This is a genomic window from Mycolicibacterium iranicum (assembly GCF_002101705.1).
Taxonomy (GTDB): Bacteria; Actinomycetota; Actinomycetes; order Mycobacteriales; family Mycobacteriaceae; genus Mycobacterium; species Mycobacterium iranicum.
This window is the reverse complement of the sequence record NZ_LQPC01000004.1, coordinates 25,866-47,361: the sequence shown is the minus strand read 5'-3', so window position 1 is coordinate 47,361 and position 21,496 is coordinate 25,866. Positions and strand designations below refer to the sequence as shown.

Annotated in this window: 20 protein-coding genes and 1 pseudogene; 13 read left to right on the top strand and 8 right to left on the bottom strand. The window is 66.4% G+C overall.

Going from position 1 to position 21,496, the window contains the following annotated elements; genetic code table 11:
• Nucleotides 1-46: 46 nt before the first annotated feature.
• The 3 genes from AWC12_RS01170 to AWC12_RS01160 all read right to left on the bottom strand — a co-directional run bounded on the left by AWC12_RS01170 (nt 47) and on the right by AWC12_RS01160 (nt 2,610).
• Nucleotides 47-373: a hypothetical protein gene (locus tag AWC12_RS01170; protein WP_207576356.1), complete on the bottom strand. Its 327-nt coding sequence runs from the start codon at nt 371-373 to the stop codon at nt 47-49.
• A gap of 186 nt (nt 374-559) precedes the next feature.
• A complete protein-coding gene (locus tag AWC12_RS01165) occupies nt 560-1,360 on the bottom strand; it encodes a tyrosine-protein phosphatase (protein ID WP_024447465.1) in 801 nt (266 codons plus the stop codon).
• Nucleotides 1,360-2,610 (bottom strand): acyl-CoA dehydrogenase family protein, encoded by a 1,251-nt coding sequence (locus tag AWC12_RS01160; protein ID WP_024447466.1) that lies wholly within the window; start codon nt 2,608-2,610, stop codon nt 1,360-1,362. Before AWC12_RS01160 ends, AWC12_RS01165 begins: the two co-directional genes overlap by 1 nt.
• Nucleotides 2,611-2,846: 236 nt before the next feature.
• On the opposite strand from AWC12_RS01160, the gene AWC12_RS01150 reads away from it, so the two are divergent.
• Nucleotides 2,847-4,355, top strand: a complete 1,509-nt coding sequence (locus AWC12_RS01150) for an FAD-dependent oxidoreductase (RefSeq protein WP_085171813.1) — start codon at nt 2,847-2,849, stop codon at nt 4,353-4,355.
• A gap of 1 nt (nt 4,356) precedes the next feature.
• Here the strand turns inward: AWC12_RS01150 and AWC12_RS01145 are convergent, their stop codons facing one another.
• A complete protein-coding gene (locus AWC12_RS01145) occupies nt 4,357-5,337 on the bottom strand; it encodes an AraC family transcriptional regulator (protein WP_085171820.1) in 981 nt (326 codons plus the stop codon).
• 152 nt (nt 5,338-5,489) lie between these two features.
• On the opposite strand from AWC12_RS01145, the gene AWC12_RS01140 reads away from it, so the two are divergent.
• Nucleotides 5,490-6,131 carry a response regulator gene (locus AWC12_RS01140; protein WP_085171811.1) on the top strand — a complete coding sequence of 214 codons (642 nt, stop codon included), beginning with the start codon at nt 5,490-5,492 and terminating at the stop codon, nt 6,129-6,131.
• A 1-nt stretch (nt 6,132) separates the two neighbouring features.
• A complete protein-coding gene (locus tag AWC12_RS01135) occupies nt 6,133-7,329 on the top strand; it encodes a sensor histidine kinase (RefSeq protein ID WP_234813788.1) in 1,197 nt (398 codons plus the stop codon).
• Here the strand turns inward: AWC12_RS01135 and pntB are convergent.
• Together pntB and AWC12_RS01125 are read right to left on the bottom strand one after the other, a co-directional pair.
• Nucleotides 7,326-8,765, bottom strand: a complete 1,440-nt coding sequence (gene pntB / locus AWC12_RS01130; protein ID WP_024447471.1) for a Re/Si-specific NAD(P)(+) transhydrogenase subunit beta — start codon at nt 8,763-8,765, stop codon at nt 7,326-7,328. The genes AWC12_RS01135 and pntB overlap by 4 nt on opposite strands.
• 3 nt (nt 8,766-8,768) lie before the next feature.
• Nucleotides 8,769-10,301 carry a Re/Si-specific NAD(P)(+) transhydrogenase subunit alpha gene (locus AWC12_RS01125; RefSeq protein WP_085171809.1) on the bottom strand — a complete coding sequence of 511 codons (1,533 nt, stop codon included), beginning with the start codon at nt 10,299-10,301 and terminating at the stop codon, nt 8,769-8,771.
• Between the two features lie 190 nt (nt 10,302-10,491).
• Here AWC12_RS01125 and AWC12_RS01120 point away from each other — a divergent pair, with 190 nt between their 5' ends.
• The 7 genes from AWC12_RS01120 to AWC12_RS01090 all read left to right on the top strand — a co-directional run bounded on the left by AWC12_RS01120 (nt 10,492) and on the right by AWC12_RS01090 (nt 17,477).
• On the top strand, nt 10,492-11,580 hold the full coding sequence (locus tag AWC12_RS01120) for an NAD(P)-dependent alcohol dehydrogenase (protein WP_085171806.1): 1,089 nt from the start codon (nt 10,492-10,494) through the stop codon (nt 11,578-11,580).
• A gap of 64 nt (nt 11,581-11,644) precedes the next feature.
• Nucleotides 11,645-12,520 (top strand): ABC transporter permease, encoded by an 876-nt coding sequence (locus tag AWC12_RS01115; RefSeq protein WP_085171803.1) that lies wholly within the window; start codon nt 11,645-11,647, stop codon nt 12,518-12,520.
• Nucleotides 12,521-12,527: 7 nt separating this feature from the next.
• On the top strand, nt 12,528-13,556 hold the full coding sequence (locus AWC12_RS01110; RefSeq protein WP_085171801.1) for a taurine ABC transporter substrate-binding protein: 1,029 nt from the start codon (nt 12,528-12,530) through the stop codon (nt 13,554-13,556).
• On the top strand, nt 13,540-14,319 hold the full coding sequence (locus AWC12_RS01105) for an ABC transporter ATP-binding protein (RefSeq protein ID WP_085171799.1): 780 nt from the start codon (nt 13,540-13,542) through the stop codon (nt 14,317-14,319). Before AWC12_RS01110 ends, AWC12_RS01105 begins: the two co-directional genes overlap by 17 nt.
• A gap of 307 nt (nt 14,320-14,626) precedes the next feature.
• Nucleotides 14,627-15,757: a ferredoxin reductase gene (locus AWC12_RS01100; RefSeq protein ID WP_234813787.1), complete on the top strand. Its 1,131-nt coding sequence runs from the start codon at nt 14,627-14,629 to the stop codon at nt 15,755-15,757.
• Nucleotides 15,758-15,769: 12 nt separating this feature from the next.
• Nucleotides 15,770-16,975 (top strand): fatty acid desaturase family protein, encoded by a 1,206-nt coding sequence (locus tag AWC12_RS01095; RefSeq protein WP_085171797.1) that lies wholly within the window; start codon nt 15,770-15,772, stop codon nt 16,973-16,975.
• A 100-nt stretch (nt 16,976-17,075) separates the two neighbouring features.
• Nucleotides 17,076-17,477 carry a hypothetical protein gene (locus tag AWC12_RS01090; RefSeq protein ID WP_085171795.1) on the top strand — a complete coding sequence of 134 codons (402 nt, stop codon included), beginning with the start codon at nt 17,076-17,078 and terminating at the stop codon, nt 17,475-17,477.
• Here AWC12_RS01090 and AWC12_RS31295 read toward each other — a convergent pair.
• A pseudogene (locus tag AWC12_RS31295) lies at nt 17,447-17,554 on the bottom strand (CAP domain-containing protein); the annotation flags it as partial. The gene AWC12_RS01090 and the pseudogene AWC12_RS31295 sit on opposite strands and share 31 nt — an antisense overlap.
• 159 nt (nt 17,555-17,713) lie before the next feature.
• On the opposite strand from AWC12_RS31295, the gene AWC12_RS01085 reads away from it, so the two are divergent.
• Both AWC12_RS01085 and AWC12_RS01080 read left to right on the top strand, forming a co-directional pair.
• A complete protein-coding gene (locus tag AWC12_RS01085) occupies nt 17,714-18,385 on the top strand; it encodes a TetR/AcrR family transcriptional regulator (RefSeq protein WP_024447479.1) in 672 nt (223 codons plus the stop codon).
• Nucleotides 18,386-18,437: 52 nt separating this feature from the next.
• Entirely contained in the window at nt 18,438-18,878 is a 441-nt protein-coding gene (locus AWC12_RS01080; RefSeq protein ID WP_024447480.1) for an SRPBCC family protein, read from the top strand.
• Nucleotides 18,879-18,885: 7 nt separating this feature from the next.
• On the opposite strand, the gene AWC12_RS01075 is transcribed toward AWC12_RS01080, so the two are convergent.
• Entirely contained in the window at nt 18,886-19,575 is a 690-nt protein-coding gene (locus AWC12_RS01075) for a GntR family transcriptional regulator (RefSeq protein WP_024447481.1), read from the bottom strand.
• 132 nt (nt 19,576-19,707) lie between these two features.
• On the opposite strand from AWC12_RS01075, the gene fadD5 reads away from it, so the two are divergent.
• The gene (fadD5, locus tag AWC12_RS01070; RefSeq protein ID WP_081660060.1) at nt 19,708-21,372 is read left to right on the top strand and encodes a fatty-acid--CoA ligase FadD5; all 1,665 of its coding nucleotides are present in this window, start codon (nt 19,708-19,710) and stop codon (nt 21,370-21,372) included.
• Nucleotides 21,373-21,496 lie beyond the last annotated feature (124 nt).

Below are 21,496 nucleotides of genomic sequence, written 5' to 3'. Positions count from 1 at the left end.
GGGAATTACGTGACGGCGGGTGAGGAATTACGTGACGGACAACCCCTCATACCTGGGGAATTACGTGACTGCTGACAAAAGCGCTTGCCCACGTGATGATTCCGGTTGTACGTCGACGATTGTCGGCGATCACTGTGGCGGGCAGGCCGGGGTCGATCCACTTGGCCCCGTGCACCGCCGCGGCCGAGAATCCTGCCAGGACGCCGCGGCCGCGAGACCGCAACCAACAGGCTTTGGCGCGGATCACGGCAGTCAGCTCGACATCGTTGGACAGGTACACATCGCGGTGAATCGTGGTGTACATCGACCGCAGTGCGTGGCGCGTGAGCTCGCCGGTGGCCAATGCGGCGCTCCCGATGAAGGGCTCTTCCATGGCAGCAGTGTGCGCGTCACCACCGACAACCGAACTTGCGTGACGCTGTGGCGGAAAACGGGCCCAAAAATCGCCGTGGCGTTACGCAACGGGTGGCAGCGCGGGAGTTGCGTGACGCTGTGGCGGAAAACGGGCCCGAGAATCGCCGTGGCGTTACGCAACGGGTGGCGGCGGGGCGTTACGCAACTAGCCGTTGAGCGATTTGCGCAGGCGGGCGAGGTCATCGTCGGTGAGGCCCGCCGCTTCGAGATAGCCGTTCAGAGAACCGAACTCGGAGTCCAGCGTGCGTCGCGCCGTGTCGAGGTACTCCTCGCGCACGCCGAGCACCGCATCCGTAAGGCGTGCCTCGGCCAGCTCCATGATCTCCGGAGCGTCGGCTGCCCTGGCCCGCACGTTGACGAGGATGCTTTCGCGAAGCTGCGGCACCGCGACATTGCTGCGCAGGTAGTCGGCCATGATCGCGTCGCGGGAGACACCGGCGGCCTCCAGCACCACGGCGATGGTGAAGCCGGTGCGGTCCTTGCCGGCGAAGCAATGCGCCAACACCCGCCGGTCCGAGCCGAGCAACGTCACCACCTGGCGAACCGCCTTCTGCGCCAACGGCGCCGAGGCGATACGCCCGTACTCCTCGGTCATGTACCGCGCGGCGGCGTCCGCGACCGCTTCGTCGGCCGGCTTCTCGGTCATCATCCGCTGGAACGCGTGCTCGTGCGGCGCCTCGTCGTCGGTGGCTATGGTCTCCACGAACGGCAGGTGATGAATGTCGACGCCGGCCGGGACGAGGCCCCGGCCGTGCTTCTCCAATTCGGGCAGCGAGCGAAGATCCGCGACATCGGTGATGCCGTACCCGCTCATCGCCGCACGTCCGTCGTCGTCGAGCTTGGAGAGCTCGCTGGCCCGGAAGAAGCGCCCGGGCGCGATACCCGTGTGTTCGGAGACGTCGCGAAAGTTCCACGCTCCCGACAGCTCTCGGCCTGTGAACGCCACTAGCCCGTCACCGCTCTAGCCGATTGGCGGTTCACCGCCGCCGCCAGCGCGGATTTCTCGCGCCCTAGTTCGGCGCGGGCGATGCTGCGCATGTGCACCTCGTCGGGGCCGTCGAAGAGTCGCATCGCGCGGTGCCAGCCGTACAGCCGTGCCAGCACGGTGTCGTCACTGACGCCGGCCGCGCCGTGCACCTGGATGGCCCGGTCGAGCACGTTGCAGGCCATCTGCGGGGCGACGGCCTTGATCATCGCCACCTCGTTGCGGGCCTCTTTGTTGCCCTTCTTGTCGATGACCCACGCCGCCTTGTGACACAACAACCGCGCCTGGTCGATCTCGTTGCGCGACAGCGCAACCTGCTGTTGCACCACACCCTGCTCGGCGAGCGGCTTGCCGAACGCGATGCGGTTGTTGACCCGGTCGACCATCAACGCCAGCGCCCGCTCGGCGACCCCGATGGCGCGCATGCAGTGATGGATGCGACCCGGTCCCAACCGGGCCTGCGCGATCGCGAATCCGCTGCCTTCCTCGTGCAACAGGTTCTTCACCGGCACCCGCACGTCGTCGAAGCTGATCTCGCAGTGTCCGTGCTGGTCCTGCCAGCCGAACACCGGCAGCGACCGCTCGATCGACACCCCCGGCGTATCGGTGGGCACCAGGATCATCGACTGCTGCTGATGGCTGGCGGCATCGGGATTCGTGCGGCCCATCACGATCAGGATCTTGCAGCGCGGATCGGCGGCGCCGGAGATCCACCACTTGCGGCCGTTGATGACGTAGTCGTCTCCGTCGCGCAGCATGGTCGTCTGGATGTTGCGCGCGTCCGACGAGGCAACGGCGGGCTCCGTCATCGCGAATGCGGAGCGGATCTCACCGGCCAGCAGCGGTTCGAGCCATTGCTCTCGTTGTTCTGGTGTGGCGAACAGGTGCAGCGTCTCCATGTTCCCCGTGTCGGGGGCCGCGCAGTTGGTCGCCTCGGGGGCGATCTCCATGCTCCAGCCGGTGAGCTCGGCCAGCGGCGCGTACTCCAGATTGGTCAGCCCCGAGACCGACGGCAGGAACAGGTTCCACAGTCCCCGTTCTTTGGCCAGCTTCTTGAGCTCCTCGACCACCGGCGGCACCGTGTGGTCCTTCGGCCCCTTCTCCTCGCGGTAGGCGTCGTAGGACGCCTCGGCGGGGAAGACGTGCTCGACCATGAAATCGGTCAGCCGGTCGTAGTAGTCCTGGCCCTTGTCCGACATCGCGAAGTCCATGACCGCCACGATATGACATGTCTAAACAAGTGAGCTTCCCGGAGGTGCTTTGCCTGTTCAGGACTCCGCGCCGCGCCCCTGGCGACTGTTGCGGTAGGCAGCGTGACGCAGGGCTGTCAGCCACCCAGGTAGCAGCGTCACGTGCGTCCCGCTGCGCACCGTCGGGTCGAACGGCTGGTCGCACCCCGGGCAAACCCTGGCGTTTGGCACCTCCGGCACCGGGTAAACGGCGCGCCATGGCTTCCCTGTGGACCGACGGTCGTACCGAAACCCCCTCGCGCCCAGACGAGGTGGCGAACGTGCGAAGCGCGGATGTCGTGGTGGTCGGGGCTGGCATCACCGGTCTCACCACCGCTCTGCTGCTTGCCCGTGCCGGCAAGAAGGTGGTGGTCGTCGAGGCGCGTCACGTCGGTGCGTGCGCGACGGGCAACACGACGGGCAAGGTGAGCGTGCTGCAGGGCAGCAAGCTGTCGAACATCGCCGCCAAGCACGACACGTCGACGTTGCGCGCCTACGTCACCGGAAACACCGAGGGCCGCGACTGGTTGCTCCGCTACTGCGACGAGCACGGGGTGAGTGTCCAGCGCGAGGACGACCACGCCTATGCGCAGACCGGCAAAGGCATCAGCTCGGCACAACAGATTCTTGCGGCGTGCAGGGAGGCCGACCTCGATGCCCTCTGGGTCGACGAGGCCGACGTGCCGTTCCCATTCGCCGGCGGGGTGCGCCTGCGCGACCAGGCGCAGATCGACCCGATGCCATACCTGTCGAGTGTGGTGACCGAGTTCGAACGGCACGGCGGAACGCTGCTGCAGGGAGTGCGCGCGACGGCGGTGTCCGGGTCGGGGCCGGTCAACCTCACGCTGAGGATGACCACCGAGCCCCAGGACACCCGAGATCAGCAGTTCACGATCACCGCGCAGCAGTGCGTGCTGGCGACCGGGATTCCGCTTCTCGACCGCGGGTTCTTCTTCGCCAGAGCGGAGCCGATGCGTTCGTACTGCATGGCTTTCGACGTCCCGGGCGACATCACCCGGTCGATGTACATCTCCGTCGACTCACCCTCGCGGTCGGTGCGGTATGCCCCCACACCGTCAGGGGACAAGCTCATCGTCGGAGGGGCAGGACATTCCGTCGGCAGGTCGGCCCATCCCAAGGCCGCGGTCGACGAGTTGGCGCGATGGGCGACGCTGCACTATCCGGGTGCGGTGCAGACGCACTTCTGGTCTGCCCAGGACTACCACCCGGCAGATGAATTGCCGTACGTGGGTCCGCTGCTACCCAAGTTCGAAAACATCATGGTGGCAACGGGTTTCGACAAGTGGGGAATGACCAACGGGGTGGCGGCGGCGCTGGCACTGTCGTCGCGAATGCTCGGCGGCCGAATGGACTGGGCGCAGGCCTTCGCCAGCTGGAGCCCGCATGAGCTCAAGGGAATACCAACCGCCCTTCAGACGAACTTCGAGGTCGGGCTGTATTTGGCCAAGGGCTGGGCCGCCCCGGTGACGACGCCATCGCAGACACCGGAGGAAGGTCAGGGCCGCGTCAGTGGACCGCCCTGGCGGCTGCAGGCGACCAGCGTCGTCGACGGCGTGGAGCGCACCGTATCGCCGGTGTGCCCGCACCTGGGTGGCATCGTCAATTGGAACGACGCCGACCAGGCGTGGGAATGCCCGCTGCATGGTTCCCGCTTCGCGCCCGACGGCGCGCTCCTGGAAGGACCGGCCACCCGGGGACTGCGCTGACTCAACTCCTCAGCGAGTCCGAGGGGTTGCGGCCGTAGGCCTGGCGATACATCGACGCGAACCGCCCGGTGTGCGCGAAACCCCAACGTGCCGAGACAATTCCGATTGTCGTCGTGGAGGGGTCCGACGCGAGCAGCTCCCGGTGGGCGTGGTCGAGCCGTACCCGGCGCAAGTATTCCATCGGCGTGATGTCCAGATGCCTGCGGAACATGTATTGCAGCGCGCGGGGGGTCACATGCACACTCGCCGCGATGTCGGCGAGCGCGATGTCCTCCTCGACGTTGCTTTCGATGTAGGCGATGGCGCGGCGCAGCAGAGGCGGCCCGCTGTCGAGCCGGTCACGCGCGGTGGGCTCGGTCGAAACGTTGGTCGGTAGGGTCGCGATGACGACGGCGGCGAGCATGGATGCGGTGGTCGACGCGACAAGTGGTGTCGGCTGCGCCCCCTCGGCGGAGACGACGCTGCGCACATAGTCGATGGTGGCGCTCAGCTGTCGTTTCGCCTGCTCTGACACCGGACGGTGACCGAGCAGACGCACGGTGCTCTCGGTACGGCCCTCGTCCGGACTTGCCACCCTGTCGAGCAGCGCGGCGTCGAACATCGTGAGGTCATAGCTGGACTCGCAGACGCGACCCGAGTAGGGCAGGTCTGGCTGCGACAGCAGCGTCACATCGCCGGGAGCGAAGATGTCCTGGTCCTCGCCGACGAAGTTCTCCTCGATCCGGCCGGTGTGTACTCGGCACAGGCAGACCCGTCCGAGCGGGGCGGCGTCGTAGGACATGTGGAAGTCGAGCTCGAGTTCGTCGAAGCTGACCGACCCGAGCCAACGGCGATCGATGCGTGCCGCGGGACTTTCGCCTTCGCCCGCACCGATGGTCATCTTCGTGTAGGTGCGCACCAGGAAGTCCTCGGTGGCGGCGAGGTCGGTGCTTTCGAAATGGATGGTGTCGCCTGCAGATGAGGCCGACGGGGACGATTGCATGCGCATACCCGCTGTGTTCGCGGTGGAGGGGCGCTGGCTTCACCCCTGAACTGTCCACGATACCGGGGTGGGCAACCGGCGCCCGGGCTCCCCGTCTCTGGATCACGGCCCGCGCGGCCCCTGCTGTGGGAAGCTGAGCGCATGGTGAGGCGGTGAGCAGCGAAAAGGTGCGTGTGGTGGTCGGTGACGACCACCCCATGTTCCGTGACGGAGTGGTGCGGGCATTGCAGTCCAGCGACTCGATCGCCGTCGTCGCCGAGGCCGACGACGGGACGTCGGCGCTGGCGGCGATCCGTGCGCACCGCCCCGACGTGGCGCTGTTGGACTACCGCATGCCTGGCATGGACGGAGCCGAGGTCGCCGCGGCTGTGCTTCGGGACGCGCTTCCCACCCGGGTGCTACTGATCTCCGCGCACGACGAATCCGCCATCGTCTACCGTGCGTTGCAGGACGGGGCCACCGGATTTCTTCCGAAGGAGTCCACCCGCAGTGGGCTGGTCAGCGCGGTGCTCGACTGCGCGAAGGGCCGCGATGTCGTGGCGCCCAGCCTGGCCGCCGGCCTGGCCGGCGAGATCCGTAGACGCGCCGAGCCCGACGGGCCCGCGTTGAGCCCCCGCGAACGTGAGGTGCTGGCGCTCATCGCCGCGGGCCGGAGTATCCCGGCGATGGCCAAGGAGCTTTTCCTCGCACCGTCCACCGTCAAGACCCATGTCCAGCGCCTCTACGAAAAACTCGGCGTGAGCGACAGGGCCGCCGCCGTCGCCGAGGCGATGCGGCGCAAAATTCTGGACTAGCGTGAACGGAATCCTGCTGCCGCTGAGTGCATTTCGCGACTACCTGACCAGCGAACCGGTCCGGGTCTCGGCGGTCCTGCGGCTGCCCCTCATCGCGCTCATCGGCGTTCTCGTGTGGATCTGGGAGGTGAACCACTGGCTGCCGCAGCTTTACGCGGCAATCCTCGGCAGTTATGCCGTCGCCGCGGTGGTGTGGCTGGTGGCCGTCGTCCGCGGCCCGGTTCCGCGCTGGGCCGACTGGGCGTCGACGGCGGTGGACCTCTCGGTCGTCATCGCGCTGTGCATCGTGTCGGGCGGCGCCACCGCGGCGCTGCTCCCGGTCTTCTTCCTCCTACCGATCTCGGTGGCCTTCCAGGATCAACCGCGACTGACCGCGTTCGTCGGAGCCGTCACAGCGCTCGGCTACCTCACGGTGTGGATTTTCTACTCCAAACGAGATGACAGTGTCGGCCTGCCCAACATCGTGTACACCCACTTCGGGTTCATGGTGTGGCTGGCCGTCGCGACGACGGCGCTGAGCTTCGTGCTCGCCCGACGCGCAGCGCATCTCGCTGCCCTGCACAAGGTCCGGCGCCAATTGGTTTCGGAGGTCATGCAGTCCGACGAGCAACACAACCGCGAGGTTGCCGAACATCTCCACGACGGGCCGCTGCAGACACTCCTGGCAGCGCGTCTGGAACTCGACGACGTTCGCGAACGCCACCCCGACCCGGCGCTCGACGCCGTCTACGCCGCGCTGCACGATACGGCGAAAGGTCTGCGATCGACCGTCACCGAGCTGCATCCGCAGGTGCTCGCCCAACTGGGACTCACCGCGGGCCTGCGAGAACTACTGCGGCAGTTCCAAACCCGCCATGCGATCGACGTGATCGCCGAGCTCGGAGAGGTCGGCAAGCCCTCGTCGCAGGCGCTGCTGTACCGGGCCGCGCGAGAACTGCTGACCAACGTCGGCAAGCATGCCGACGCGACGACGGTGTGGGTCGAGCTGGCCCGTCAGGACGACCGTGTGATCCTGACCGTGCGGGACGACGGCTGCGGATTCGACCCCGACACCGTCGGAAAGGCGTTGTCCGCAGGACATATCGGCCTGGGCTCGCTGCTCGCCCGGTTCGACGCGATGGGCGGTTCGATGCGCATCGACTCTGACGACGAACGCGGCACCACCGTCAAGGCGACATCGCCGCCCGAACCGGTCTAGACGTGTTCGCCGACCGACAGCGCGGCGTTGATCGCATCCACCCGGTCCTTGGCGTCGCCGAACAGCATCTGGGTGTTCTCGCGGAAGAACAGCGGGTTCTGCACTCCGGCGTAGCCGGATGCCATGGACCGTTTGAAGACGATCACGTTGTCGGCGTTCCACACCGTGAGCACCGGCATGCCGGCGATCGGGCTGCCGGGATCCTCTGAGGCCGCGGGGTTGACGGTGTCGTTGGCGCCGATGACGAGCACCACGGAGGTGCCGTCGAAGTCGTCGTTGATCTCGTCCATTTCGAGCACGATGTCGTAGGGCACCTTGGCCTCGGCGAGCAGAACGTTCATGTGCCCGGGCAGGCGGCCCGCGACGGGATGGATGCCGAAGCGGACCTCGACGCCGCGCTCGCGCAGCTTGCGGGTCAGGTCGGCGACGCCGTACTGCGCCTGGGCCACGGCCATGCCGTAGCCGGGTGTGATGATCACCGAGGTGGCGTTCGCGAGCAGTTCGGCCGCGCCCTCGGCGGTGATCTCGCGGTGCTCGCCGTAATCCTTGTCCTCTGCGGGGCCGGCCTCTATCCCGAAGCCTCCGGCGATGACGGAGATGAAGGAGCGGTTCATCGCCTTGCACATGATGTAGGACAGGTAGGCACCCGAGGAGCCCACCAGTGCGCCGGTGATGATGAGCAGGTCGTTGCCCAGCAGGAAGCCCGAAGCCGCTGCGGCCCAACCGGAGTAGCTGTTGAGCATCGACACCACAACGGGCATGTCGCCGCCGCCGATCGAGGCCACCAGGTGCCAGCCCAGCAGCAGCGCGAGCACGGTGACGACGATGAGCAGCCACAGCTGCGGATCGATGACGAACCACACCGTCAGCGCGGCGAAGACGACCAGCGCACCCACGTTGAGGATGTTCTTGCCGGGCAACATCATCGGCGCGGACTTCATTCTGGCCGAGAGTTTCAGGTTGGCCACGATGGAGCCGGTGAAGGTGACCGCACCGATGAAGACGCCGATGACGACCTCGGCCGAGTGGATGCCCAGCATGCCCTCGCTGGCCAGCTGCGCGGCTTCAGCGCCTGTCGCGTCGCCCTCCACGTGCAGGTATCCATTCCAGCCGACCAGCACCGCGGCCAGGCCGACGAAGCTGTGCAGCAAGGCGATCAGCTCGGGCATGCCCGTCATCTCGACGATCTTGGCGCGCCACAACCCGATCGCCGCGCCGATGACCATCGCGACGATCAGGAGTGCCAGGCCGAGGGGTTCGATGTGGCGGGCCAGCGCCAGCGCGATCGTCGCGACCAGCGCCACAGCCATTCCGGCGATCCCGAAACTGTTTCCCGCGCGCGAGGTTTCGTGCTTGGACAATCCGGCCAAGGCCAGGATGAACAGCAGCGCGGCGACGACATAGGCCGCGGTGGCGGCGGTTTCCAGGGTGAACATCAGTTAGCTCCTCGAGAACATCGCGAGCATGCGCCGCGTGACCGCGAAGCCGCCGAAGACGTTGATACTGGCCAGCAGGATCGCCGCGAACGCCAGCGACGTGACGACAATGTCGCCGTGTCCGATCTGAAGCAGGGCACCGACGACGATGATGCCCGAGATCGCGTTGGTCACCGACATCAGCGGGGTGTGCAACGCGTGGTGGACGTTGCCGATCACGTAGTAGCCGATCACGATCGCCAGTGCGAACACCGTCAGGTGCACCTGAAGAGCGGCCGGCGAGAGGGCAATCAAAGCGAACAACGCCGCTGCGACGGCGAAGGTGATGCCCAGCCGACGTCCCATGGGCATGGGAGTCTTCGGCTCCTTCTTCTCCACCGGTGCGGCGGCTTTCGCCGCGGGCGCGGCCGACACCTGGACCGGCGGCGGCGGCCAGGTGAGCGCGCCGTCACGCACCACCGTCACCGACCGCTGAACCACGTCTTCAAAATCCAGGGTCAGCTGACCGTCCTTCTCGGGGGTCAGCAGCTTGAGCAGGTTCACCAGGTTGGTGCCGTATAGCTGCGAGGCGGTGGCCGGCAGGCGGCCGGCCAGATCGGTGTAGCCGATGATGGTCACACCGTGGTCGGTGACGACCTTCTGATCCTTGACCGTGCCCTCGATGTTGCCGCCGTTGGCTGCGGCCATGTCCACGAGCACGCTGCCCGGCTTCATCGAAGCCACCATGTCGGCGGTGATGATGCGCGGCGCCGGCTTACCCGGGATCAGCGCGGTGGTGATGATGATGTCGACGTCCTCGGCCAGCTCGGCGTACAGCGCCGCCTCGCGGGCCTTGTAGTCCTCGCCCATCTCCTTGGCGTAGCCGGTGGCCGAGACCTCGCCGGCATTCGGATCGACCGACACGTACTCGCCCCCCAGCGAGCGGACCTGATCGGCGACCTCGGGCCGAGGGTCGGTGGCCTTCACGATCGCACCCAGACTCCCCGCCGCACCGATCGCTGCCAGACCCGCGACGCCGGCGCCCACCACCAGCACCTTGGCCGGCGGCACCTTGCCGGCCGCAGTCACCTGCCCGGTGAAGAACCGGCCGAACTCGTGGGCGGCCTCGACGACGGCGCGGTAGCCGGCGATGTTGGCCATCGACGACAGCACGTCGAGCGACTGGGCGCGCGAGATGCGCGGTACTGCATCCATCGCCAGCACCGTGATCGGACGTGCCGCCAGCTTCTCGACCAGCTCGGGCCGCAGCGCGGGGGAGATGACGCTGACCAGCGTGGCACCGTCCTTCAACTGCGCGATCTCGGCGTCGTCGGGTGCGTTCACCTTCAGGACGACGTCAGCGCCCAGCGCCTCCTCGGCGGCACCGACGGTGGCACCCGCCTCGGCATAGGCGTTGTCGGAGAAGCTCGACGCGGCGCCCGCGCCGGATTCCACCACTACCTGGTAGCCGAGTTTGATGAGCTGGCCGACCGTCTGCGGAGTCGCAGCGACCCGCGTCTCCCCAGGTAGGGACTCTCTCGGTATCCCGATGATCATCGATGTCAGTCCGATCTAAGTGTCGCTCACGGCGCGTGGAAAAGGTCAGTGTAAGAGTTCCTGCTACCGACGGTCGCGTTCTCTAGCACGGCTAGGCAAATAGCGTGACGATTGGGCATCGGACTGTAAACCGGCGGCGAGCGGGTCGAGTCGCCAGTTGACGGGCGTCAAGCCGGCGTTACGGTAGCGCATGCCCGAAACCACCGCGGTGTTGTCGTACGCGCCAAAAGATCCGTTCGTCGTGGCCGATGTCCGGGTGGATGAGCCGCGCGACGACGAGATCCTGGTGCGCATCGAAGCGGCCGGAGTCTGTCACACTGATTTGGTCAATCGTGTTGCGGGAAACCAAGATCGGCCGGTGCTCCTGGGGCACGAGGGGGCAGGGACGGTCGAGTCGGTCGGCTCGCATGTGCGCAGCGTGAAGCCCGGGGACCGCGTGGTGCTGTCGTTCCGTTCTTGCGGCGCGTGCGTCAACTGTGCGGCGCAGCGTCCGGCCTACTGCCGAGATGCGGCCCGCCTCAATCACTTCGGCGTACGCGGCGACAGCACACCGCGGGTAACGGCCGACGGCAGGCCCGTGCTCGACGGGTTCTTCGGCCAGTCCAGTCTGGCCGGATACGCACTGGCGAGTCAGGACAACACCGTGATTGTCGGGCCTGACATTGATCCGGTGATCGCGGCGCCATTGGGTTGCGGGTTCCAGACCGGGGCCGGTGCGATTCTGAATCTGCTGAAACCACGTGCCGGCAGTACGCTGGCCGTATTCGGCGCGGGGGCGGTGGGTTTGGCCGGTGTGCTGGCCGCACTCGCAGTTGATGTGGAGACGGTCATCGTCGTGGAACCGGCAGCGCAGCGGCGTACGCTGGCCGAAAGCCTCGGTGCGAGTGCTGCTTTCGACCCCTCCGACGATCCGATTAGCGCTATCCGCGAGATCACCGGCGGCGGAGTGGATTACGCGCTGGACACCACAGGGAGCCCGAACGTACTCGCCGACGCGGTGAAGGCGCTCGCCGTCGGCGGTGCCGCAGTGGCTGTCGGCCTGGGCGCTGGAGTGCCCTCCATCGATCTGCGCGACCTCGTCATGCGCGGCAAGAGTGTGCACGGCTGCCTGGAAGGCGACTCCGTCCCTTCCATTTTCATCCCGCAGCTGTTGGCCCTCCATGCCGCCGGTCGCTTTCCCGTCGACCGACTCGTCACGTCGTTCGCGCACGGCGACGTCAACACCGCCCTGGCCGCACAGCACACCGGTGAAGTCGTCAAGCCGGTGCTGACGTGGTGACCGACTTTTGTTCGCGCTGATCGCAGCTATTCCCCGAGCATGACGCATCCGTCAATGTCTGCCGGTGTCCGTTTTCGTCGACGTCGAACCCGAAGCCAGCGCGAGTAGCCCCCGTCAGCCCGCCTCTGACGACCGCTCAGCACGGCGCCGTTGGCGTGGTCTGCTGACCAAGGCGGCCCTGCCGCTGCTGTCTGTGATCGCCTTCGGGATCGTCTGGCAGGTGGCCGCGGCCAGCGGGATCTGGAACCAGACGTTCGTGCCCTATCCGGCGACGGTGTGGAACGCGTTCATCGACGTCTCGACCACGCACGACGGTGTTCGCGGCTACGCCGGATACCTGCTGTGGGAGCACCTCTATATGACGCTTCGCCGGGTGGTCACCGGTGTCGTCATCGGCGTCGTGCTCGGGGTGCTGCTCGGACTGGTCATGGGTTCGGTGAGCTGGGTGCGCGGCGTGCTCGAACCCTGGCTGACGTTCCTGCGGGCCCTGCCCCCGCTGGCCTACTTCTTCCTTCTCGTCATCTGGCTGGGCATCGATGAGGCACCCAAGATCACGCTGCTCGCGCTCGCCGCGCTGCCCCCCGCCGCCGTCGCGACCACCGCCGCGGTCGCGGCCGCACCGGTCGGGTTGCAGGAGGCGGCGCGGGCGCTCGGCGCCTCCCAGCGCCACGTCATCCGCGACGTCGTCATCCCGTCCTCGCTGCCCGAGACGTTCACCGGAATCCGGCTCGCCGTGGGCATGGCGTACTCGTCGGTCGTCGCCGCCGAGCTGTTCAACGGCATCCCCGGTATCGGCGGATTGGTCAAGGACGCAAGCAATTACAACAACACCCCTGTCGTGCTGGTCGGCATCTTCGCGATCGGCTTCTCGGGTCTGGTCATCGACTCACTGCTGCGTTCGATCGAACGCCGCGCTGTTCCCTGGAGAGGAAAGGTCTAGCAAGATCATGAAACTGAAAGCGGTTCTCGTAGCCCTCCTTGCGGCCGTACTGGCTGTGGCGGGTTGCTCGGTGGACAACGCCGGGCAGTCGGCCGACAAGCCCACGATCCGGATCGGCTATCAGACGTTTCCCAGCGGCGACCTGATCGTCAAGAACAGCAGGTGGCTCGAAGAAGCACTGCCCGACTACAACATCAAGTGGACGAAGTTCGACTCGGGCGCAGACGTGAACACCGCCTTCATCGCCAGGGAGCTTGACTTCGGCGCCCTGGGTTCCAGCCCGGTCGCGCGTGGGCTCTCCGAGCCGCTGAGCATCCCCTACCAGGTGGCCTTCGTGCTCGACGTCGCCGGCGACAACGAGGCTCTGGTCGCGCGCGACGGCTCGAACATCGCCACGGTCGCCGACCTCAAGGGCAAGCGCGTCGGCACGCCGTTCGCCTCCACCGCCCACTACAGCCTGCTCGCCGCGCTGAACCAGAATGGCCTGTCACCCGGGGACGTTGCGCTGGTCGACCTTCAGCCTCAGGCGATCCTCGCCGCGTGGGAGCGTGGTGACATCGACGCCGCCTACACCTGGCTGCCGACGCTCGACCAGCTGCGCGCCACCGGCAAGGATCTGATCACCAGCCGCCAACTCGCCGAGGACGGCAAGCCGACACTCGATCTCGGTGTGGTGTCCACGGAGTTCGCCGAGGCTCATCCCGAGGTCGTCGACATCTGGCGTCAGCAGGAAGCCCGGGCCCTCGATCTGATCGAGGACGACCCCGACGCCGCGGCCAAGGCCATCTCCGCCGAGATCGGACTGACGCCCGAAGAGACGGCAGGGCAGATCAAGCAGGGCGTGTACCTGACACCACAGGAGGTCGCCTCCGCCGAATGGCTTGGCTCCGAGGATAATCCGGGCAACATCGCCGCCAACCTGGAGAGCGCATCGCAGTTCTTGGCGGAGCAGAAGCAGATTCCCGCCCCAGCACCGCTGAAAACCTTCCAGGACGCCGTCTACACCAAGGGTCTTCCGGGTGTCCTCAATCAATAGCGGCGTGATTCAGCTCAAGTCGGTGTCGCACCGCTACGGCAAGGGCGACGAGGAGGTCACCGCCTTGGGGCCGGTCGACCTGACCGTCGATCCCGGCTCTTTCCTGGTTCTCGTCGGTGCCTCGGGATGCGGCAAGAGCACGCTGCTGCGTCTGCTCGCCGGATTCGAGTCCCCCAGCCAGGGTTCGGTGCAGATCGCCGGTGCGGCGCCGACACCCGGGGTGACCGCGGGGGTGGTGTTTCAGCAGCCGAGGCTGTTTCCGTGGCGAACGGTCGGCGGGAACGTCGAGCTGGCACTCAAGTACGCAAGAGTGCCGCGGGAGAGGCGGATCGAGCGTCGTGACGAGTTGCTCGACCGCGTCGGTCTCACAGGCACGGCGAAGCGGCGGATCTGGGAAATCAGCGGCGGTCAGCAACAGCGGGTCGCCATCGCGCGGGCACTGGCGGCCGAGACTCCGCTGTTCCTGCTCGACGAACCGTTCGCGGCGCTCGATGCCTTGACCCGTGAGCGGCTGCAGGAGGATGTGCGGCGGGTCAGCGCCGAGTCTGGGCGCACCACGGTGTTCGTCACGCACAGTGCCGACGAGGCCGCGTTCCTGGGCTCCCGCATCGTCGTGCTGACCCGTCGTCCCGGGCAGGTCGCCCTCGACATCCCCGTCGACCTGCCCCGCACGGGGGTGGATCCCGACGAGCTGCGCCGCTCGCCTGAGTACGCGGAACTGCGCGCGGAAGTGGGGCAGGCCGTCAAGCGCGCCGCGGCGTAGCCGCGAATGGGGCCGGGGCGGCGTAGCCGCGAATTGGGCCGGGGCGGCGTAGCCGCGAATGGGGCCGGGGCGGCGTAGCCGCGAATGGGGCCGGGGCGGCGTAGCCGCGTTTGCTGATCCGCCCGCGGGCATCATCGGTTGCCCACAGGTGTGAGGTCCGCGGTTGTTCCGCACCGACGCTGGCAGTGGGCTGGCAACAGTCTGACGGCGCGGCGTACCGGGTTTAGTTACCCAGCGGTAGGGCTACACCTGGCTGCGACGATGTGACAGCGGTCACAGGCGTTACGCAGTGAGGAAGGGCGGGTTTGTGGCCGGACTGGTGAAAACGGTGGCGCGCTGGAGCAAGGCACCCGCCCGCGACGTGGATGCGCCGTCGGGCGGCTGGGTCAACATGGTGCGGGGGCTGGCCGCCCGAGCCACCACTCCGCTGCTGCCCGACGACTACCTGTCGTTGCTGAATCCGCTGTGGTCGGCGCGCGAACTGCGCGGCGAGATCGTCGCGGTGAAGCCGGAGACCGAGGATTCGGCGACCGTCATCATCCGGCCCGGCTGGGGGTTCTCCGCCGACTACGCCGCCGGTCAATACGTCGGGATCGGGCTGCGGGTCGACGGGCGCTGGCACTGGCGGTCGTATTCGCTGACCTCGGTGCCGGAGCAGTCCGACAACCAGATCTCGATCACCGTGAAAGCGACCCCCGAAGGATTCCTGTCGACCCACCTGGTCGAGGGTGTCGAGCCCGGCACGATCATCCGGCTCGCGGCACCCAAGGGCGAATTCACGCTGCCCGATCCGCCGCCCGCACGGCTTCTGTTCATCACCGCGGGCAGCGGTATCACCCCGATCATGGCCATGCTGCGTTCCCTGCGCGCTCGGGGACAGCGACCCGACATCGTGCACGTTCACTCGGCGCCGACCGAGGACGCCGTGATCTTCTGCGACGAACTTCGCGAACTCGAGCACGCTCAGGACGGCTACCGCCTGCATCTGCACCTCACCAGAGAACAGGGCAAGGTCGACTTCGACCGGTTCGACGAGCTGGTACCCGACTGGCGCGATCGTTCGGCGTGGATCTGCGGCCCCTCAGAAATGCTCGACACCGTCGAAGGCCTCTTCACCGCAGAGGGTCTCGAGGACCAGCTGCACATGGAGCGGTTCACCATCGCGGCGACCGACAAAGGCGGCGAAGGCGGGGTGGTGACCTTCGCGCATTCGGACAAGTCGGTCGAAATCGACGGCGCCACTTCGATTCTCGAGGCGGGCGAGAAAGTCGGCATCCAGATGCCGTTCGGCTGCCGCATGGGCATCTGCCAGACGTGCGTGCTCCCGCTCGAGGACGGGCACGTCCGAGATATCCGGTCGGGTACCGAACACGGTGCCGGCGACCGCATTCAGACCTGCATTTCCACCGCTTCGGGCAACTGCACCATCCACGTTTGAGGAGACTTCGCCATGGCGATCACGGACATCAAGGCATATGCACACCTGACCGAAGCGGATGTCGAGGCGCTTGCGCAAGAACTCGACCAGCTTCGCGCCGACATCGAGGAGTCCAGGGGTGAGCGCGACGCGCGCTACGTGCGCCGCACGATCCAGCTGCAGCGTGCGCTCGCCGCCGGCGGGCGGATCGCGCTGTTCGCGAGCAGCAGCCGCATCGCCCGCATCGGGGGCACGGCGATGCTCGCCGCGGCCAAGATCATCGAGAATATGGAGCTGGGCCACAACGTCATTCACGGCCAGTGGGACTGGATGAACGACCCCGAGGTCCACTCGACGGAATGGGAGTGGGACACCACCTGTCCGGCGTCGCAATGGAAGCACTCCCACAACTTCGTGCACCACAAGTACACCAACGTCGTCGGACTCGACAGCGACGTCGGTTACGGCATTATGCGGGTGACCCGCGACGAACCGTGGGAGCGGTGGATGATCGGCAACCCGATCTACAACCTGCTGCTCGGCACCTTGTTCGAGTGGGGGGTGGCGGCCCACCACATCGAGGTCGACAAGATCCGCAAGAAGGAGAAGACCTGGGCCGAGGCGCGCAAGGACATGCGCGTGATGGGCCGCAAGATCGCCAAGCAGGTCGGCAAGGACTACCTCATCTTCCCGGCGTTGACCGGAACCAACTGGAAGCACACGCTCAAGTGCAATGCGGTGGCCAACCTGATCCGCAACTACTGGGCCTACATGGTGATCTTCTGCGGCCACTTCCCTGACGGCGCAGAGAAATTCACCTTCGAGGAGTTCGAGAACGAGACCCGTGGTGAATGGTATCTGCGACAGATGCTGGGGTCGGCCAACTTTCACGCCGGACCGATCATGGCGTTCATGAGCGGGAACCTCTGCTACCAGATCGAACACCACCTGTTCCCTGATCTGCCGAGCAATCGGTACGCCGAGATGAGCGTGCGAATCCGTGAGCTGTGCGAGAAGTACGACCTGCCGTACACCACCGGTCCGCTCTATCGCCAGTACTGGCAGTCGTTCTGGACGATCCTCAAGCTCGCGCTGCCGGATCAGTACCTGCGTGCCGACAGCGACAACGCCCCGGAAACCAACTCGGAGCGGCGCTTCCCCAAGATCGGTCGGTCGGCCAACGGACAGCGCCGCGGATTGCGGACGGCGTTGCGCGAGACCGCCCGCAGCGCCGCCTGAACCCGTCCAAGCGAATATCTCGAAACGGCACCGATCACGCATCGACCTCACATACCCATCGCGTGGGAGGGTCCGCGGGCCGCACGATATCGGCGTGAGCATGGTTGTCGAACGCGGGCTGGCCCGATGCCCGCGATGTGTCGCGGTAGCCGACTACGTCTTCGTGGAGACGTCGCAGCGGCCACCGAACGGATTGCGTTACGAGGTGCGCTGCCGCAGGTGCGGGGAGTGCTACCGCGAGGACAGTCGGCCGGTGGCGAACCTGCCAGCAGTGGTGGTCGAGTCGCTACGCTGGCCGCCCGATTGGGAACCGGAGCCGTCTCGCGATTGGGTCAACGAAGCGCGAGAGAAACTGACCGTGGTTGCTCAGCGCAGCAAGTCCGAGGTGGACGCCCTGGGCAAGCACGTCCAAAGCGCATACGAGCTCACCAGGGCATGGCTCAACGAGCGCCGTGCGGCGCGGATGCTGGATCAGACCGGCGGGTACGCGGGAGGCGGATAAACCCCGCGCAGGATCCACGCGAACCAGTTGATGCCGTACTCGAGCTCATCGCTTGCGTCGTAATCAGGGTTCGGGTCCACTGCGCACCTCTCCGTTACCTCTGGCCACACGACGGCGGCAATGGGACGAGTCTAGACCTGCTTTGCCCGCAAGAACACCGCATCGGCCTAGACTGAACCAACCAGTTAGTAGGTCCAGGCATTCTCAATGCCTGCCGATGCCTATAGTGAGTCGCCATGTCTGAATCCGTCACGAGCAACGGGATGTCCCGCCGCGAGGAGTTGTTGGCGGTCGCCACCAAGCTGTTCGCCGCGCGCGGCTATCACGGCACCCGGATGGATGACGTCGCCGATGCTGTTGGCCTGAACAAGGCCACCGTCTATCACTATTACGCCAGCAAGTCGCTGATCCTCTACGACATCTACAAGGGCGCCGCCGACTTCACCGTCGACGCGCTGCACGACGATCCGACGGCGACGGCGCGCGAGACGATCTACCACTTCACCCGGCGGCTGCTGGTCGGCATCGCCGGCAACATCGAGCGCGCCGCCGTGTACTTCCAGGAGGGGCCTTACATCACGGAGTGGTTCACCGAGGAGCAGGTGGCCTACATCCGCGAGAAGGAAGCCCAGGTCTACGAGCACGTGCGCGACGTCATCGACCGCGGCATCGCCAGCGGCGAGTTCTACGACTGCGACTCCCACGTGCTCGCGCTCGGCTACATCGGTATGACACTGGGTTCCTACCGGTGGCTGCGGCCCCACGGCCGGCGAAGCGCCCAGGAGATCGCCGTGGAGTTCAGCACGGCTCTGCTGCGGGGGCTCATCCGCGACGAAGGCGTTCGTGAGGTGTCACCGCTGGGAGTCGAACTCGACGCTGCGGCGAGGACTTTCGAGGAATCCAACTAGCCGGCGTCCAGTGGCCACATGAGCCGGAGCCGGCGGTCGATATGCTCGGCCAATGCCTTTGGTGAGTAAGACGGTCGAGGTCTCGGCCTCCGCGGAGACGATCATGGAGATCGTCGCCGACTTCGAGAAGTATCCGGAGTGGAACACCGAGATCAAGGGCTGCTGGATTCTGGCCCGGTACGACGACGGGCGGCCGAGTCAGCTTCGGCTCGACGTCGTCGTGCAGGGGCAGGCCGGCACGTTCATCAACGCGGTGTACTACCCCGGCGAGAATCAGATCTTCACGGTGCTGCAGCAGGGCGACCACTTCACCAAGCAGGAGCAGCGATTCGCGGTGGTCGCGATGGGGCCGACGTCGCTGTTGACCGTCGATCTCGACGTCGAAGTCAGCATGCCCGTCCCGGCCGCCATGGTGAAGAAGGTCGTCGGGGACACGCTGGACTACCTCGCCGACAACCTGAAGGCGCGCGCCGAACAGCTCGCGTCGTCGTAGCGCCGGGTCAAGCCCAGAGCCCGACCTGGTCCAGGTAGGCCATCATCAGCGTGAGGCCGTCGGCGAACTGACCTCGCGTCAGCTCCACCACCCGGTCCACGTCGCGTCGGCGGAGCGCCTCGATGATCTCGAGATGGCTGGCCACCGCCCCCGCTCCCCAGGCTTCGTCCGAGGCGAACAGCTGCGGCGGTAGATACCGCGTGGCGTGCAACAGGAACCACGCCAGCTTGATCCGGCCGCCGGCCCGGTTGAAGGCACGGTGAAAGTCGAACTCCGCCTGGGCAATCGGACCCGGGTCGCGACGTTCGAGCGCATCCGCCAGCGCGGCGTTCAGCCGGGCGAGGTCGTCGATCTGTTCGTCGGTGATCCGATGCGTGGTGGACGCGGCCAGTTCCTGGGCGATGGTCGACTGCAGCCAGAAGATGTCCTCGATGTCGCTGCGCGACAACGGCACCACGCGATGGCCGCGGTGCGGTTCCAGCTCGACCATTCCCTCACCGCGCAAGGTGCGCAATGCCTCGCGCACCGGGGTGATGCTGACGCCCAGTCGCGCGGCCGTCTCGTCGAGCCGGATGAAGGTGTTCGGGCGCACTGCTCCCGTCATGATCTCCACGCGCAGACGGGCCGCGACTTCATCGGAGAGCTGCTCGCGACGCACCCTGCCTGTCGTCGTCGGCGTACTGGCGGGGGCGTTCATCGGCTGTCCCGCCTTTCCCGCGACGTGAGGGGGTCTTGTCCCGTCGGCGCCAGGACCATAGTGTGACCGAGGCAACAACATGTTTGATCAAATATCAACAGTGCGCAAGCCACCCCGTTGGAGCAGAAGACGTTGACCGAACCCGGCACAGCGACCGAACAGCCCTATCTCGCGCGCCGTCACAACTGGACCAATCAGCTCGCCCGGCACGCCCTGATGCAGCCCGAGGAGACGGCGCTGCGATTCCTCGGCCGCACCACGACCTGGGCCGAGCTCGATCGACGAGTCACCGCGCTCGCCGGCTTCCTGCACGAGCGCGGCGTCAGATTCGGGGATCGCGTGCTGATCCTGATGCTGAACCGGACCGAGTTCCTCGAAGCCGTCCTGGCAACCAACAAACTCGGAGCCATCGCTGTCCCGGTCAATTTCCGCATGACCCCGGCCGAGATCGCGTTCCTCGTCGCCGACTGCGCCGCCGAGGTCATCGTCACCGAGTCGGTACTGGCGAAGGTGGCGACCGCGGTGCGCGACATCGACCCCCGATTGGCGACGGTCATCGTCGCGGGCGGCTCCTCCGAAGACGACGTGCTCGACTACGAGGAGGCGCTGAACGAGGGAGGCGCGGTGTCCCCCCAAGACATCGCCGTCGACATTCCCAACGACTCACCGGCGCTGATCATGTACACCTCCGGGACAACCGGTAAGCCCAAGGGCGCGGTGCTCACGCACAGCAACCTGGCGGGGCAGGTGATGACCCTGCTGTTCACCAACGGCGCGGACATCAACAACGACATCGGTTTCATCGGCGTGCCCTTTTTCCACATCGCCGGCATCGGCAGCATCGTCTCGGGACTGCTGCTCGGGCGGCCGACGGTGCTCTACCCGCTGGGCGCGTTCGACCCGAACGAACTGCTCGACGTCCTGCAGGTCGAGAAGGTCACCGGCATCTTCCTCGTCCCCGCGCAATGGCAGGCCGTGTGCGCGGCGCAGCAGGCCAACCCGCGCGAACTCAAGCTCAGGTTCCTGTCGTGGGGTGCCGCACCCGCGTCGGACACCCTGCTCAGGCAGATGTCGGAGACCTTCCCCGGCGCCCAGATCCTCGCGGCGTTCGGGCAGACGGAGATGTCGCCGGTCACCTGCATGTTGTTGGGCGACGACGCGATCCGCAAACTCGGTTCGGTCGGCAAGGTGATCCCGACGGTATCCGCGCGCATCGTCGACGAAGAGATGAACGATGTTCCGATCGGGCAGGTCGGCGAGATCGTCTACCGCGCCCCCACCCTGATGGAGGGCTATTGGAACAACCCGAAAGCGACAGCTGATGCGTTCGCCGGTGGTTGGTTCCACTCCGGTGACCTGGTTCGCCAGGACGACGAGGGTTACATCTGGGTCGTCGACCGTAAGAAGGACATGATCATCTCCGGCGGCGAGAACATCTACTGCGCCGAAGTCGAGAACGTCCTCGCCGCCCACCCGGACATCGTCGAGGTCGCGGTGATCGGCCGTGCGCACGAGAAGTGGGGAGAGGTTCCGGTTGCTGTGGCGGTGGTGCGGAGTTCGCTGGGAGCAACCGCCGGGCGGGGCCTGGAGTTGGCCGACCTCCAACGATTCCTCGGCGACCGGATCGCTCGCTACAAGCATCCGAAAGCGCTCGAAATCGTCGACGCGCTGCCGCGCAACCCCGCCGGGAAGGTTCTCAAGACGGAACTGAGAACGCTTTTCGGCGCCGCCGATTCCATTGACGCTCGCGAAAGTTCTACTCCGCCAACGGTTTCAGCTGCGGCACAACGGGATTAGGGGCAGGGAGAACCATTTGCTAACGGTTGGGTGCTCAATCCCGCGGATGCGGTACGCGAGGACTACAGCATCGGGTACAGTCCGGTGGTCTGTCTTACTACTGACAGGTAGGGAGACCGTGCTC